This window comes from Acinetobacter sp. AOR43_HL, from assembly GCF_027854635.1.
Taxonomy (GTDB): domain Bacteria; phylum Pseudomonadota; class Gammaproteobacteria; order Pseudomonadales; family Moraxellaceae; genus Acinetobacter; species Acinetobacter pittii.
Map to the genome: position 1 here is coordinate 129,762 of NZ_JAKTHX010000007.1, position 14,622 is coordinate 144,383.

The window sequence follows — 14,622 nt, forward strand, 5'->3', positions numbered from 1 at the left end:
TCTCCTCAAATCACGTTGCTTTTAAGCTGCGTTATTGCGTTCTCAAATAGACGTTGTTTTTTTGCCTTGTGTTCTACCGAGAAGCGAATCAATCTCACAAAGCATGTAGCTGCTTGGAATCCATTTTTCCCACTCGTTAATGACACCCAATGCACAGCAAAGTCATAAAAAGAAATAAAAAAAGCGAGCCCCCTCATAGAGAAGGCTCGCATCGCTGGAACTGAAAAATTAAATAATTCAGATGTAACTTTTTTATGCAATAAAAATAAAGACATGGCCTTCACTCCGACTGAACGTAAATTCTTTGTGTGCACAGTTGCACTCACAAATTCGATCAGAACGGACATCGTTGGCCGTCTTTAAAACTTATGGTCGTCTTCGACCTGTAATTAAGTAAGCATTTTGCATGCCAATTCTTATATAAATTTAATTTATTAATTTTTTATATTTAACTTCAAATAGATATAATTCACCCAGCTATCTTATAAAAATAATGTCTTATTCTATTTGCCCCATCGCGGTACACTTAAATGGTTAAGATAAGAATATGTCTTGCCACAAAATGAATCGTATTTTTGCACCAAGACTGACCACATTAATTCTTTAGCTCGCTGAAATGCCACTTAAACTGGATTTTTTGTTTAGTTTTGGATGGCACTAATCTTGCTTAAAACCTGATAACAAAAAACGCGTCGAATTGGCGCATTTTCTTAGCCTGATTTTCTGAACTTATGCCAAAACTCAAAATAGCCCTTATTGATGATGATCATGCGCGAGCAGACTATATAAGAAAAAGTCTGCTTGAAAATGATTTTGAAGTGGTCGCTTGCCTTACTTTGGACCATTTAAATATTTTTCGTCTCGAGCATTTACAAGCCGATGTGATCTTGCTCGATATGGATCATCCTCATCGTGACATTATTGAAAGTTGTGTGAGTAGCTATGACCTACCGACTGTCCTGTTCACTAAAAATTCAGATAAACACACCATCAAACAAGCCATCGATGCGGGAGTAACGGCTTATATCGTAGATGGCATAGACCCTGCCCGTTTACATACCATTTTAGAAATCTCGATTGAGCAATATAAAAAGCACAAAAAACTCGAAGGTGATTTAAAAGAGGCTCAAACCAAATTGGCTGACCGTAAAGATGTTGAAAAGGCCAAAGTGTTACTCATGCAACTCCACGGTCTGCCTGAAGATACAGCTTTCCAACTTCTCAGAAAAAATGCCATGAGTCACCGTATAACGATTGGAGAAATGGCACGGCGGTTACTTGATGCCCAAAAATTACTAAATGATCAACTAAAGGATGAATAAATGAGCACATTAGAAAAGACTCAATTACAACTCGGCTATATTCCTTTGCTTGATTGTCTTGCATTGCTTTGGGCAAAACAAAGAGGCCTCTTTGAGGAAGTCGGTTTAGACGTCACTTTAGTTAAAGAAGCATCATGGGCAAGTCTTCGAGACCGTCTTGCTTTTGGTCTATTAGATGCAGCGCATTGCTTATCTGCAATGTTACCTGCGGCGGCAGTAGGCACAGATCAAATTGGCACGCCACTACAAACGTCACTCGTTTTAAGTGAAAACCGTGCTTTCATTAGCTTAAGTCAAAAACTTACTCATCAACTTGCAATTCAAAAAAATGATACGGCTCAAGTAACAGCGCAAAAAGTGGCAGATTATCTCGAACAAGGTCACTCCATTTCTTTAGCGCATGTATTTAAGCATTCTATTCATCATTATTGTTTAAGAGAGTGGCTCGCCTTAGCAAAGCCTGAACTTGCTCAATCTATCCAGCTCAAAACATTACCGCCACCTTATATGGTCGAAGCACTCGATAAACATGTGATTGATGGTTTTTGCGTCGGAGAACCATGGAATACTCAAGGTGAGCTTTTAGGCTTAAGTAAAATGATTTGCTCAAGTCAAAACATTATTCCACCTGTGGCTGATAAGGTTCTAGCCGTAACTCAAGAATGGGCTGAACAGCATCCACAAACACTGGTCGCACTCACCACGGCAATTATGAAAGCCCAGCAAGAATTGAGTAAGTTAGACGATTTTGCTCCAATTTTAAAATTATTAGTCGAGTTTGGAATTGTGCGCTTCCATTGTTCAGAAGAAGTACATGTCGACAAATACTATATGATTCAGGATATTGTTCGTCATTTAGTAAAAGAAAGTGCACTTCCAAAAGTAGAAGACTTTTATTGGCTGCTCGAGCAAATGCAAAAATGGGATGAACTTCAACTCGACCAAGCACAAATCACAAGCTTGGGTGCTCAATGCATTAATCTTGAGGCTTATGAACAAGCTAAACAACGCTATCGTTCATAACTTTTCTACTTATTAAATCGCCATAAAAAAAAGCTGTCTTTTATGACAAAGACAGCTTGAAAGACCCATAAGACAAAATGCGAAACACGCATTACTATATTTTCTAGGCTCAACTGATCCGTTGAAAATATAGCGCTTATGGAAATGATCATATCTATCTAAGCGTATCATTTTCAGACATTTTCATATCAATAACTGCCACTTGATCACTTTCAGTTCATTATTCAAAGCATCTTAAGTCAGTCTTTAAATACCTCTCTCTTCTTTAAGCCTTAAATCTACCCATGCTCACTACAGAATAGTGATGCATCAATTACACGGGTGAGGTCATAAATTTCATTTTATTTCTTCAAAATAATTTCTCGCATCTGTCTTAATTAAATTAATTTTTTTAGCTCTAAAGTAATTTATTGCCTATGTCATTATATTTAAAAAGATTTATTTATTAATCCTTTTGTAAAACTTAAATATTACGATTCAAATAATTAGATAAAAAAAATTAGTGAAAAATCCTCTAAGTCCCTCCTGTTTTTAGTTACAAACCGCAACAATCATGGCACAAATGGTAATAATAATTAAATTAATAATCATTATCATTCACACCACATAAAAACCTGAGAAGATCTACCATGATCCATGAAAATATTCTCGACTGCATAGGTAAAACGCCACTACTACAATTATCAAGGCTATTCACGCATCAATCGATCTCAGTGATTGCGAAAATGGAATTGTTAAACCCAGGAGGAAGCATTAAAGACCGTCCGGCATTATTCATGCTACAGGAAGGCCTGAAATCTGGAGTGATTAATAAAGATAGTCATATTGTTGAAAGCTCATCAGGGAACTTAGCGATTGCGCTTGCAATGGCCTGCAAAATATATGGATTAAAATTTACTGCCGTTATTGACCCGAAAATTGCCTCAGCAAACTTACAAATGTTGAAGCTCTACAAGGCCAATATCGAAATGGTCTCTGAAAAAGACCAAAACGGCGGTTATTTAAAAACCAGAATTGACACTGTAAAACGACTCTGCCAACAGCTTCCAAATGCTGTTTGGATTAATCAGTATGCAAACCCAAATAACTGGAAAAGCCATTATTTTGGAGAAGCAGAAGAAATCCTAAATCAAATTGATCGCAAGATTGATTACCTCGTGATTGGGGCAAGTACCTCTGGCACGATTATGGGCGTATCTCGTCGCCTTAAAGAAAGATTTCCAGAATTAAAAGTGATCGCAGTCGATATCGTCGGTTCTGTGTTGTTCGGTGGTACATCTGGTCCACGCGAAATTCCTGGGATTGGTGCAAGTACTGTCCCACCGCTACTCTCCCCCGATGAAATTGATGATGTCATTTATGTAGATGACTATGAGTCGGCACTCGGTTGCAGAGAACTTCTTGAACATGAAGGAATTTTTGCTGGTGGTTCAAGTGGCTCATCAATTTCAGCCATCAAAAAACTGATTCCAACCATTCCTGATGGATCGTGCGTCTTAACGCTGTTGCCCGATCGCGGCGATCGTTATCTCGATCTTGTTTATGAAGATGAATGGTTCGAAATGATCAAGAAGCGTCACTTCAATCGAAACGTACGACGTCAAGAAAACCTTACTTTACAAAATGCTGTTTAACCTTCTCCTTAGGAAATATTCATGAGCAATTTGGCTACCCTTCGCTACTTAAGTCAATCAGATTTATTAAATCTTGGCGCAAATCATAGTAATTCATTTATTGAAGCGATTACTGAAGGTTTAACCCTGCATGCAAATAAACAGTTTGTTCAACCTTTAAAACCTTATCTTCGCTGGCAAGGTGCTGACCATATTGCCGACCGTATTATCGCAATGCCTTGTTATTTAGGCGGCAACGACCCAATTGCCGGAATCAAATGGATTGGTTCAAGACAACATAACCCTAAAAAATACAATATTCCGCGTGCGAGCGCACTGATTGTTTTAAATGACTCAGAAACAAATTATCCAGTTGCGGTGATGGAAGGCAGCCTCATCAGTGCCATGCGAACCGCCGCCATTACGGGTGTTTCGATTAAGTATCTAGCAAAAAAAGACTTTTCAGACATTACCGTGATTGGCTGCGGACCAATTGCTCAAATGCAGATTAAAACTGTGCTTGAACAATATGCTCAAGTGAAAAAAATCCATTTATTTGATGTGAACCCTGAAGCAGCTGAAAAACTCAAAGCGTTGTTTTTATCGGAATATCCACATCTAGAAATTGAAATTCATGACAGCGCTAAGTCTGCGATTCAACAAGCCGATGTCCTCATTACCTGTACAGTTTCAGATAAACCTTACATTCCATTTGAGTGGCTTAAAAAAGGCTGCTTTGTTTCAAATATTTCAATTATGGATATCGAGCCTGAAGTCTTCTTAAAAGTCGACAAAGTGATTGTAGATGACTGGGACCAATCAAACCGAGAAAAGAAAGTCATCAACGTGCTGGTTGAAGATGGCTTATTCAGCCGTGAAAAACTACATGCTGAACTTGGCGACATCATTATTGGTCATAAAAACGGCCGCGAACACGAAGATGAAATCATTTTGCTCAACCCAATGGGCATGGCGATTGACGATATTGTCTGCGCTAAATGGTTCTTCAATGCTGCACAAGAACAAAACGTTGGCACGGTTCTACCGCTTTTATAAGAATAGGAATAACTAAAATGTTAGATCGGATTTACACAGCACAACTACAAAAAACGATAGATGCACTCTACATGGAGAATTATGGAGATTTTAGAGATCATATTTCCTATAAAAAGCCTTATCTGGCAATTACTCTCAATGATGAGTTGGAACTCTATTTCAGCTGTTTAAAAGTAGATGGTGTAAATCCTTTCTATGTTACCCAACCCGAAGTTTTGCTTCATAACGCTTTAAACAATACAACGTCTGAAATTTCTATTTCTGAAGTTTTTAACTATTTAACCCAAGCAAATTGGTGGCCATCGCCACACCATGAAAAAGCGATTAATTATTGGCTCGACAACTTAGTGACGGCTGAAAAAGTTCCTCAAATTTTACAGTCAGCCCTTTCATTTTCTTCGCCTTTGATTACTAGTGAATTGCTATCACTGGTAGCTGATCGTCCATTTCATCCATTCGCTCACTCAAAAGGTGAACTTGCACCACTCACAACTCAAAAAGAAATTGAGGTGTACTGGTGGGCATTTAAGAAAGATGACGTGATTAATAATATGGAGTCGATTCCTCACAAAGAGCTTCTGTTATCAGAAGTTGAGGAAAGTCTTATTGCTGACAAAATGGCTCAGCTTTCAGATGATTACTTAGCCCTGCCGTTGTTAGAGACGCAACATCGCTATTTAAAGTTTGAAGAAAATAAGTACGACGGTATTGACCTAAACCATGTCACCACCATTGGTTTACCGACCTCTTCTTTAAGAACGCTTATTCACAACACAAACCCGACTCTGCATTTAAAACTTTCAACCAATGCCAAAACATTAGGTGCAATCCGCTCCATGCCAGGTCGTTATTTAATGAATGGTCATACGGCTTATGATTTTTTAAATGACGTCATTAATGAAACTGCTTTATTAAAAAATCGTCTCTTTTTGAGTAATGAAACACATTGGTGGGTACTCGGTAAACAAGAGCCGATTGTAAAAAATTTAGGTGTAATCGGTTGCCAAGTCCGACATTTACCGGATATTTGCCGAGACCAAAACGTTACTCCAATCACTATGTCAGCTTTAAGCTGTACCTATGTTGACCCTTGGGAAGCTTTAGGCGTTGAAGGTGACAAATGGTCATTACTAAAAGACTTAAGTGTTCATTTTATTCAAACATTCTTAACGCTTTGGGCGAAAGGCATCATGCCTGAATGCCACGGGCAAAACACCATGGTGTGTTATGAAAATAATAAGTTTAAATGCTTTATTTTACGTGACCACGATACCTTAAGAATATGTACCACAGCCATTGAAGAAAGTGGTTTTACACCTCCGGTTTATACCATTGACACGAGTACACCGAACAATCTTATCTTTACTAAAAATGAAGACTTATTTAATTACTTCATTACCCTAGGAATTCAAATTAACCTCTACCCGATTGCTTTAGCTACCTTGAAATATACGGATCGTACAGAAAGCGATTTTTGGGAGATGGTTCAAGATATTATTCAAGATTTTGTAGAAACCCAACCCATTTCAGAGCAAACAAAATCGCAAATTCAAACCTATCTTTTTGACAATAAAACTTGGCCATTCAAACAGCTACTTACGCCTTTACTTGCGCAAGAAAGCGACTCAACAGGCATGCCAAGTAAAATCGGAACTACGCCAAACCCTTATCACAGCTTATCTGTTTCTAGCTATGAGACCATGGATATCTAAATCATGCGCTCATCTCGCCTAGATCATTTCATTATTTTGCTCTGTCAGTTTTTTTCTACTTTCGGGCTCATGGTGCTGATTCCAATCATGCCGCTCTATATGGAAAAACTGACGGCACATATGAGTGCTCCCACTATCTGGGCAGGTTTGGCACTCGCGGCTCCAGCTATTGGCAGCTTATTTACAGCACCGATTGTTGGCCACCTATCCGACACATTCGGCCATAAAAAAGCCTTGTTACTTTCTCTGGCTGGTTTCTGTATTTCAATACTGCTCATGGCGAGCGCCCAGCATTTATACCTGTTTATTTTCGCGCGAATTTTACTCGGTTTTTGCGGTCTTTCTGTGATTTTAAATGCCTATGTTTCATATCTCTCGAATGAACAACAACGAGGCGCCGCTTTTGGGCAACTACAAAGCAGCGTAGCGCTCGCTTGCTTATGTGGTCCCGTGCTCGGCGGGATATTTATGGATCAATGGCGGGTTGAAGTATTACTCAACGCGACAGCATTTGTTGTGATGACACTCATTGTGATTGCGTCATTTGTATTAACCAATCCCGTTAAAACCGAAACCACAAAAACCAAAGAGAAATCTAAGCTTCCAGCTTTCTTTGATAGAACGATTTTTTCATGGTTAAGCGCCGGCATTTTGGTTCAAGCGGGCGGCTTTGGTCTAGTGTCTTGCTTCGTTTTATACATTAGTGAAATAAGCCAAAGCACTCACTCATCGTTATCTGCTGCGAGTTTAACGGGAACCATTCATGCGCTTTCATGGGGAGCAGCCTTTATTGCTGCAACCTATTGGGGGAAAAGAAATGATGATAAAGGAGACTCTTTTAATAACTTCATTTACGCATCCTTAATTTGCGGCATCACGATTTTCGCATTGATCTGGGTTTCTAATCTCTGGCTGATTCTTGTATTACGACTCATACAAGGCTTCTGCTTTGCAGCCCTTATTCCTTCGATCTTGCACACAATTTCTCTAAAAGCTGGCGCTCAAAGCCAAGGAAAAGTGATTGGCATTTCTAACAGTGCCTTTGTCTTAGGACAGCTTATTGGCCCAATCACGATCACGCTCACCTACTCATTTTTCAATATTACTGCTGCATTAATCTGCACCTCACTATTTTTTATCGGTGCGGGATTAGTGGTGATTTTGAACAGATTCTTAATGGATACAATTTTAGAAGAGGCACAAGAATGAACTCAATTATTACAACCGATGCATGGTCTTATAAACTTTTCGAACAGTACCTGAATACTTTCTTTCGTGAACTCAAAGTAAATCTTGAAAAGCACATTATCCCAGCTCAAGATTCTCCTTTATTCACCCTATATGCTGAGCAACCAGACACACTGTATTTTGCTTATACGTTTAATGCGTCTAACACGATTGTTTATGGTGCAGTTCAGCATCTTTCAACTACGGGTTATCACCGATATCAACGTGGTTTTGTCCTGCAAAACTTAAACGACAATACATTTGACTCACTCACCAACCCTAAACAGTTAGTGAAACTGATTACAGATGAGTTGAATAGTCTATTTAAAGATAAAAACCAAAATAAGAACCTGTACTCCGATATTGCCAATAGTATCGAAAATACAAAATTCTTTTTAGAAAATAAGCCTTCCCAAACAGCAACTAAAGCGTTAAGCGGTTTTCAGGCTACGGAACAAGGCATGTTATATGGGCACCCTTTTCATGTGACCTCTAAAGCCAATTTAGGTTTCTCTAAAGAAGACATGAAAAAATATAGCCCTGAGTTAGGCGCAAGTTTCCAACTTCATTACTTTGCAATCCATTCTTCTTTAATCCAAAAGCTTGTAAGTGAAGAACAGCTTTCTCATCGTATTGAAGATGAAGTTTTAAAAACTGCAAAAGAACGTTTACAAGAAAACTTAGCAAATTACGAGCTAATGCCAACCCATCCGTGGCAAGCTAATTTCTTACTTCAACATCCATCTTTAAAGAAACATTTAGATAGCCAAGACGTGATCTATCTGGGAGCTTTAGGTCAAACCGTATGGCCGACCTCATCCGTTCGTACAGTATGGTTGCCTCAATCAAATCTATTCTTAAAGCTATCAATTGATGTACGAATTACCAGTTTCATTCGTAATAACCCAATGGATGAAATGGAACGCGCGATTGATGCGAGCAAAATTATTATTAATCACAAGATTAGTGAGCAATATCCAGACCTTGTGATTCTGCCGGAGTTAGAGGCAAAAACAGTCAAAATTCCAGAGCTTGAAAGTTCATTTGGCATCCTCTATAGAGCTGGGCTCACTACTGATGTATTAGAAAATACCCGAATGCTGGGCGGCTTGGTTGAAGAAAATGAAAACCATGAAATCCCACTTTTAAGCTTTATTCAGCAAGCGGCACCCAACCAAAATCTACAATCGAAAGATGCGAAAGACTTCATTACTTTCTGGTGGAAACAGTACGTTAAAGTTTCACTGATTCCATTAATTGAGTTGTTTGCAAATAAAGGCATTAGCGTAGAAGCGCACATGCAAAATAGTTTAATGGAATTTAAAAACGGCTATCCACATCGCCTTATTCTTCGAGACATGGAAGGCATTAGCATTGTTCCAGAAATGATAAAAGACGACTCATCTATTTCTGAAGATAGTACCGTTTGGTTCTCTCAGAAAGATGCGTGGACCTTTTTAAAATATTACCTTGTGATCAATCACATTGCTCATCTCATCAGTGCAATTGCACGAGTTACGGCCATTGAAGAATCTGAACTTTGGCAAGCCACACGCCTTACGCTCACGCAAGAAAATTTTAGCGCAAAAGGTGAGCAATACCGCGATTTATTAATTAATTCACTCACATTACCAATCAAGGCAAATATGTTAAATACGCTCTACCATAGTGGTGGCAACCCAATCTGGATTGAAGTTGAAAACCCTATTTATAAATATCGCGGCGCAGAAGCACTTTGCCCTCTTCAACCAACACAACAAACCAATTATAAAACCCTCGCGGAAAATCGCGTGATGGGCCAATTATTAGAAGCACTCATTTTTGAAAATACTTTTAAATACGAGTTTTCTAAAGGTCAAATCAAGTTCTATATTTCCGATACCGTTTTTTATACCTGCGCGGCCAAACGACACTTTAGTTTTAAACGAATTAAGTTAGATCCTTCAAGCTTAGTCCGTTCTGATATTACTTTAGGCACTGAAACTCGCCCTAACTTAAAAACATTACTTGCCGATCTAAAAAATATTATTGAAGCTGACCCAGTTAAATGGCAAAACTTTAATGATGAACTCAATTTAACTTACGTTAAACATGCGCAAACTTTAAGCCAAGCCCCTGCTCAACCTTTAAGAACCTTGTCTTATTTAGAACAAGAAGCACGGATTACCAATGCACATTTATATCACCCAAGTTTTAAGTCTCGTATCGGCTTCGATTTAAAAGAAAACCAGAAATATGCACCCGAGCTTTCTGAAGGTTTTACGGTTCAATGGGTTGCAACTCATAATAGTCTATGCAAACTGGTTTTAAGTGAAACCATTAACTTAGAGCAGCTTTATAAACAGCATTTTTCAGAAAAAGATCTACAAGCCATTAACAATCAATTGAAAGAGCAAAATGTAGATTTTAAAGATTATATCCTCACTCCAATTCACCCGTGGCAGTGGGATAAAATTATTGAATTATATTATCAAGATGCAATCAGCAACCAACTGATCATTCCGTTAGATATTGAAGGTCCGACTTATTTACCGCAACAGTCCATTCGCACATTATCAAATATTAGCGACATCTCAGCGCTTTCTCTTAAATTGGCAATGAACTTGGTCAATACCTCGACCTCTCGTGTATTGGCACCGCATACCGTTCAAAATGCGGCAAAAATGAGTGACTGGCTTTATAACATTATTGAACAAGACCATATTTTAGAAAAACAGCGTAAGCCTGTTATTTTAAGAGAGATCGGCGGTCTTTCAGTGAACCAGCAAATTGCGCTACCTGTTCAATACGGCGCACTGGCTTGCATTTGGCGCGAAAGTATTTACAGCTACTTAAAAGAAGGCGAATCGGCAACGCCAGTAACAGGACTAATGCAACTCGATACAGACCAAAAACCGCTAATCGATGAGTGGATCCAAGAGTATGGTATTGAGTTCTGGTTAGAAAAATTACTTACCAATGCTTATTTACCAATCATGCATATTTTGTGGTGTCACGGTCTCGCTTTAGAGTCACATGCACAAAACATGGTACTAATTCATAAAAATGGCTTACCCGTTAAAGCTGCTTTGAAAGATTTCCATGATGGAATTCGTTTTAGTCGTCATCTTTTACGTGAGCCGAACTTTTTACCCAACTTACAAGATGCGCCAAAAGAGCACGCCAAGATTAACCCGAACTCGTTCTTGGAAACCCACTCTCCAAATGAGTTAAGAGACTTTACTCAAGATGCGCTCTGGTTTGTAAATCTGGCTGAGTTAGCGATTTTCTTAAATGAACATTATGACTTCGATGAAATCAAATTCTGGACCATGTTAAGAACCATCATTAATCAGCATAAAGAAGCTCACCCAGAGTTTAGCGAACGATATGAATTGTTTAACTTTACAGATGACACCATTGATATTGAACAGCTCGCAAGCCGCCGTTTCCTTCCGGAAATTCGCTTAAGAGTACAAACCACGCCGAACCCGCTCAGCCTTATTAAGGAAATTGAATATGAATAAGCATTCGATTTCTTTTAAGAAACGAATAGCAAATGGCGAGACGCTCTACGGAATCTTTTGTTCCGTAGCTTCTCCGATTAATGTCGAGCAAATGGCACTTGCGGGCTACAACTTTATTATTATCGACTTGGAACATACTTTATTTACTACGTCTCAAGTCGAGACGATGATTTTAGCCGCTAGAACCATGAATCTTGATGTCTTTGTGAGGGTGCCGTTAAACGCCAACCATTTAGTTCTACCTCTGCTCGATGCAGGGGTAACGGGTATTGTTTTTCCGCGTATAGAAAATGCTCAGCAAGCACAAGAAGCCGTGAACTATTGTCACTATATGCCGCTTGGGCAAAGAGGTCTCAACTCGACAAGGTTAAATCGATATGGCATGGATGATTTAGCTAGTTTTGTTCAACACGCAGCAAACGAAACGGTTGTCGTTGCCATGATAGAAAGCTTAGAAGGACTAGAACAACTAGATGAAATATTAAAAGTTGAAGGTATTGATATTATTCTAGAAGGTGCTGCCGACCTTTCTCAATCTATGGGAATGCCATGGCAATCTAGCCATCCAAAAGTGAAAGAAAAAGTTCAAGAGATGTATGCAAAGACTAAAAATAGTCAAAAGCATTTCTGTGCTATTCCCCGACAACCTGAAGATATTGCGGCATGGAAACAACAATCCGTTCAGCTTTTTGTACTCGGTGATGACCGCAGCATTATTCGCCGTGCTCATCAAAATCATTTGAATTCTTATAAAGAAATCTCATAAATTTTCAGTTGTGTAGAGCGATGGGTGCACCTTCCTCTACACAACAATTAATAAAAATAAATTTTATTATTTTTTGTCCAACAACGATATTGTGAATTACAATCATTCTCACTTATAATTCGACAAATTTAAAATCACTCTCAGGGCGAGACAATGGGAAATAAGATAAAAAGTCACAAACTTTTTACCAGGAAGTCTGAAGTAAAAAATATCATTCCACTCCTTTCACTTGGTGGGGCCATCTTTCTCTCAAACTCGGCCTTTGCAGCCTCAGCCTCTGAAACAACAGATGTTGAAAAAAAGCCTGAGGCACTTCCTACAATTACAATTACCGCTTCACGTGCAGATGAACTCTCTACCTCTGCCAAACAAGTCACCAAGCTAGATGAAAAACAAATTGAACTTTTAAGAAATGGTTCATCTGGAAGTATTGCAACCGTTTTAGCAAAAGCCGTACCGGGCCTGTCAGATTCAAGCCGAACCATTACCGATTATGGTCAAACTTTACGTGGCCGTAATGCCCTCATCTTGGTTGATGGCGTACCAATGAACCTTACACGTGACACATCACGCGGACTTTCAGCAATTGACCCTGAAAGTATTGCCAACATTGAAGTGATTCGAGGCAGTAACGCAATTTATGGTGGTGGCGCTGCAGGTGGTATTATTTCAATTACCACGAAAGCGGCTGGTGGCGAACCTACAGCAAAAACAGTTGTTGGACTTCAAACACCTTTAACAAATTTCCGTTCTAATGCTTTAAGTGGCGATATTCATCAATATTTCACAGGCAGCTTTAATGCTTTTGACTATGCACTAGACTTTGGTTATCAGCGTATTGGTAGCCCGTACGATGCAAGTGGTGACCGTGTTGCACCAGAACCAAGTCAGGGCGATTTATATGATTCTGATGGCTATAGTATCGGTGGTAAACTTGGTTATCATATTGATGACAACCAATACCTACAATTCGCTGCAAACTATTATAATGCCGAGCAAGACTCAGATTATGCATCTGACCCAAGTGTGAAAAATGCTCCTGCTGGAACTGTACCAGCGAAAGCAATTAAAGGCTTAAAGCTCAAAGACCAAAATAAAAACGAAAACCAGATCTACAATTTAACTTATAACCATAAAGACTTTTTTGGTAATAAGGTTGATGCACAAATTTATTATCGCGACTTCTTTACACGTTTTTCACCATTTGATGCACGAAAAAATGCAAATCGTGGAGGACAAGTAGATCAGATCTATCAAGAAAATAATGTACTCGGTAGCCGCTTAACTGTTACTACACCACTTGAGTTTTTAGGTGACACCTCACTGGTTTGGGGTGGTGACTTTAGCCGCGAAAAAAGCGAAATGCCTTTAGATATTTTCGATCAAAAAATTTATGATCAATCTGGTGGCTTAGAGTTTGTAAAAATTGGCAAACTTATTTATTTACCTGAACTCACTACGCAAAGTGTGGGTGGTTTTATACAGTTAAAACACCGCTTTAATGACCAATGGTCAGCAGAAGCTGGTACGCGTTATGAAGATAGCTATGCCCAAATTGATAGCTTTGTTCCTTTATCACAATTAGGTAAGCCTAACCCTTACACCGTTGAGGGCGGAAAAGTGAAAGCTGATGCATGGTTGTACAATGCTAATGTGACTTTCTCTCCAAATGACCAACACTCGATTTATGCATCTTTTAACCAAGGTTTCCAATTACCTGATGTTGGTTTGATTATTCGTAATGCTGGTGAAGGTTTTAACCTTGGTTCGTCATTCTTAGAACCCGTAAAAGTAGATAACTACGAGTTAGGCTGGAAAGGAAACTTCAATAACTTCTCTTCAAGTTTAGCGGTCTTCCACTCCACTTCCGACCTAGGTGCTGTGCAATCGTTCAACAATGGTTTAGTACTCGCTAGAACCAAAGAAAAAGTCACTGGTGTTGAAGCAACTTTTGATTATCTTGACGATGCCAATGTTTGGGGAACTGGTGGTAGTGTTACATGGATGAAAGGTCGTGAAAAGCCGCAAAACGGTGCTGAACAAGACATGACAGGCTTCCGTATTCCACCATTAAAACTCACAGGTTATATTTCCTATAGTCCAACGGAAACATGGACGAACCGCCTGCAAGCTACTTACTTCGGTTCAGAAGATTACCGTTTAAATGGCAAAAATAGTTTTGGTCGCTATGATGTAAAATCTTATACAACAGCAGATTTAATCAGTAGCTTTGCGCTTAACAAAAAAGACACTGTGACGATTGGTTTAGAGAACATGTTTAACCGCAAGTATTATCCTCTATATAGCCAATTATTACGAACTAGCGATAACACTAGCCATTTAGTGGCAAATGGTGCAACGCTTAAAGTTTCTTATAGTCATAAGTGGTAATCAAAA

The 14,622-nt window shown here is 39.0% G+C and carries 11 protein-coding genes; 9 read left to right on the forward strand and 2 right to left on the reverse strand.

The window, feature by feature from the left end; translation table 11 throughout:
- Window positions 1-5: 5 nt before the first annotated feature.
- Window positions 6-275 (reverse strand): hypothetical protein, encoded by a 270-nt coding sequence (locus tag MKL33_RS03120; RefSeq protein ID WP_333724936.1) that lies wholly within the window; start codon window positions 273-275, stop codon window positions 6-8.
- A gap of 456 nt (window positions 276-731) precedes the next feature.
- Between MKL33_RS03120 and MKL33_RS03125 the strand changes: the two genes are divergently transcribed.
- A complete protein-coding gene (locus MKL33_RS03125; RefSeq protein WP_270906434.1) occupies window positions 732-1,322 on the forward strand; it encodes an ANTAR domain-containing response regulator in 591 nt (196 codons plus the stop codon).
- Window positions 1,323-2,345, forward strand: coding sequence for an ABC transporter substrate-binding protein (locus tag MKL33_RS03130; protein ID WP_270906435.1), 1,023 nt, complete (start codon window positions 1,323-1,325; stop codon window positions 2,343-2,345). It begins immediately after the preceding gene.
- A 5-nt stretch (window positions 2,346-2,350) separates the two neighbouring features.
- Here the strand turns inward: MKL33_RS03130 and MKL33_RS03135 are convergent, their stop codons facing one another.
- Window positions 2,351-2,437 carry a hypothetical protein gene (locus MKL33_RS03135; RefSeq protein WP_081038164.1) on the reverse strand — a complete coding sequence of 29 codons (87 nt, stop codon included), beginning with the start codon at window positions 2,435-2,437 and terminating at the stop codon, window positions 2,351-2,353.
- 537 nt (window positions 2,438-2,974) lie between these two features.
- Between MKL33_RS03135 and sbnA the strand changes: the two genes are divergently transcribed.
- The 7 genes from sbnA (at window position 2,975) to MKL33_RS03170 (ending at window position 14,616) form a co-directional block, all read left to right on the forward strand.
- Window positions 2,975-3,979 (forward strand): 2,3-diaminopropionate biosynthesis protein SbnA, encoded by a 1,005-nt coding sequence (gene sbnA, locus MKL33_RS03140; RefSeq protein ID WP_005803491.1) that lies wholly within the window; start codon window positions 2,975-2,977, stop codon window positions 3,977-3,979.
- A 21-nt stretch (window positions 3,980-4,000) separates the two neighbouring features.
- Window positions 4,001-5,014, forward strand: a complete 1,014-nt coding sequence (gene sbnB, locus MKL33_RS03145) for a 2,3-diaminopropionate biosynthesis protein SbnB (RefSeq protein WP_270906436.1) — start codon at window positions 4,001-4,003, stop codon at window positions 5,012-5,014.
- 71 nt (window positions 5,015-5,085) lie between these two features.
- On the forward strand, window positions 5,086-6,726 hold the full coding sequence (locus tag MKL33_RS03150) for an IucA/IucC family protein (protein WP_270906524.1): 1,641 nt from the start codon (window positions 5,086-5,088) through the stop codon (window positions 6,724-6,726).
- Window positions 6,727-6,729: 3 nt separating this feature from the next.
- Window positions 6,730-7,935, forward strand: a complete 1,206-nt coding sequence (locus MKL33_RS03155; RefSeq protein ID WP_005073856.1) for an MFS transporter — start codon at window positions 6,730-6,732, stop codon at window positions 7,933-7,935.
- Complete coding sequence (locus MKL33_RS03160; RefSeq protein WP_270906437.1) at window positions 7,932-11,459, forward strand: IucA/IucC family protein; 3,528 nt, start codon at window positions 7,932-7,934, stop codon at window positions 11,457-11,459. The genes MKL33_RS03155 and MKL33_RS03160 overlap by 4 nt, the downstream gene beginning before the upstream one ends.
- Window positions 11,452-12,225, forward strand: coding sequence for an HpcH/HpaI aldolase family protein (locus MKL33_RS03165; protein ID WP_060466260.1), 774 nt, complete (start codon window positions 11,452-11,454; stop codon window positions 12,223-12,225). The genes MKL33_RS03160 and MKL33_RS03165 overlap by 8 nt, the downstream gene beginning before the upstream one ends.
- Before the next feature lie 153 nt (window positions 12,226-12,378).
- Window positions 12,379-14,616: a TonB-dependent receptor gene (locus MKL33_RS03170; RefSeq protein ID WP_270906438.1), complete on the forward strand. Its 2,238-nt coding sequence runs from the start codon at window positions 12,379-12,381 to the stop codon at window positions 14,614-14,616.
- The last annotated feature ends 6 nt before the right edge of the window (window positions 14,617-14,622 follow it).

What these genes read in the sequence shown, in the direction of transcription:
- MKL33_RS03135 (WP_081038164.1), bottom strand. Translation starts at nt 2,437, where the DNA reads ATGCGTGTTTCGCATTTTGTCTTATGGGTCTTTCAAGCTGTCTTTGTC.
- sbnB (WP_270906436.1), top strand. Translation starts at nt 4,001, where the DNA reads ATGAGCAATTTGGCTACCCTTCGCTACTTAAGTCAATCAGATTTATTA.
- MKL33_RS03150 (WP_270906524.1), top strand. Translation starts at nt 5,086, where the DNA reads ATGGAGAATTATGGAGATTTTAGAGATCATATTTCCTATAAAAAGCCT.
- MKL33_RS03120 (WP_333724936.1), bottom strand. Translation starts at nt 275, where the DNA reads ATGTCTTTATTTTTATTGCATAAAAAAGTTACATCTGAATTATTTAAT.
- MKL33_RS03165 (WP_060466260.1), top strand. Translation starts at nt 11,452, where the DNA reads ATGAATAAGCATTCGATTTCTTTTAAGAAACGAATAGCAAATGGCGAG.
- MKL33_RS03170 (WP_270906438.1), top strand. Translation starts at nt 12,379, where the DNA reads ATGGGAAATAAGATAAAAAGTCACAAACTTTTTACCAGGAAGTCTGAA.
- sbnA (WP_005803491.1), top strand. Translation starts at nt 2,975, where the DNA reads ATGATCCATGAAAATATTCTCGACTGCATAGGTAAAACGCCACTACTA.
- MKL33_RS03125 (WP_270906434.1), top strand. Translation starts at nt 732, where the DNA reads ATGCCAAAACTCAAAATAGCCCTTATTGATGATGATCATGCGCGAGCA.
- MKL33_RS03155 (WP_005073856.1), top strand. Translation starts at nt 6,730, where the DNA reads ATGCGCTCATCTCGCCTAGATCATTTCATTATTTTGCTCTGTCAGTTT.
- MKL33_RS03160 (WP_270906437.1), top strand. Translation starts at nt 7,932, where the DNA reads ATGAACTCAATTATTACAACCGATGCATGGTCTTATAAACTTTTCGAA.
- MKL33_RS03130 (WP_270906435.1), top strand. Translation starts at nt 1,323, where the DNA reads ATGAGCACATTAGAAAAGACTCAATTACAACTCGGCTATATTCCTTTG.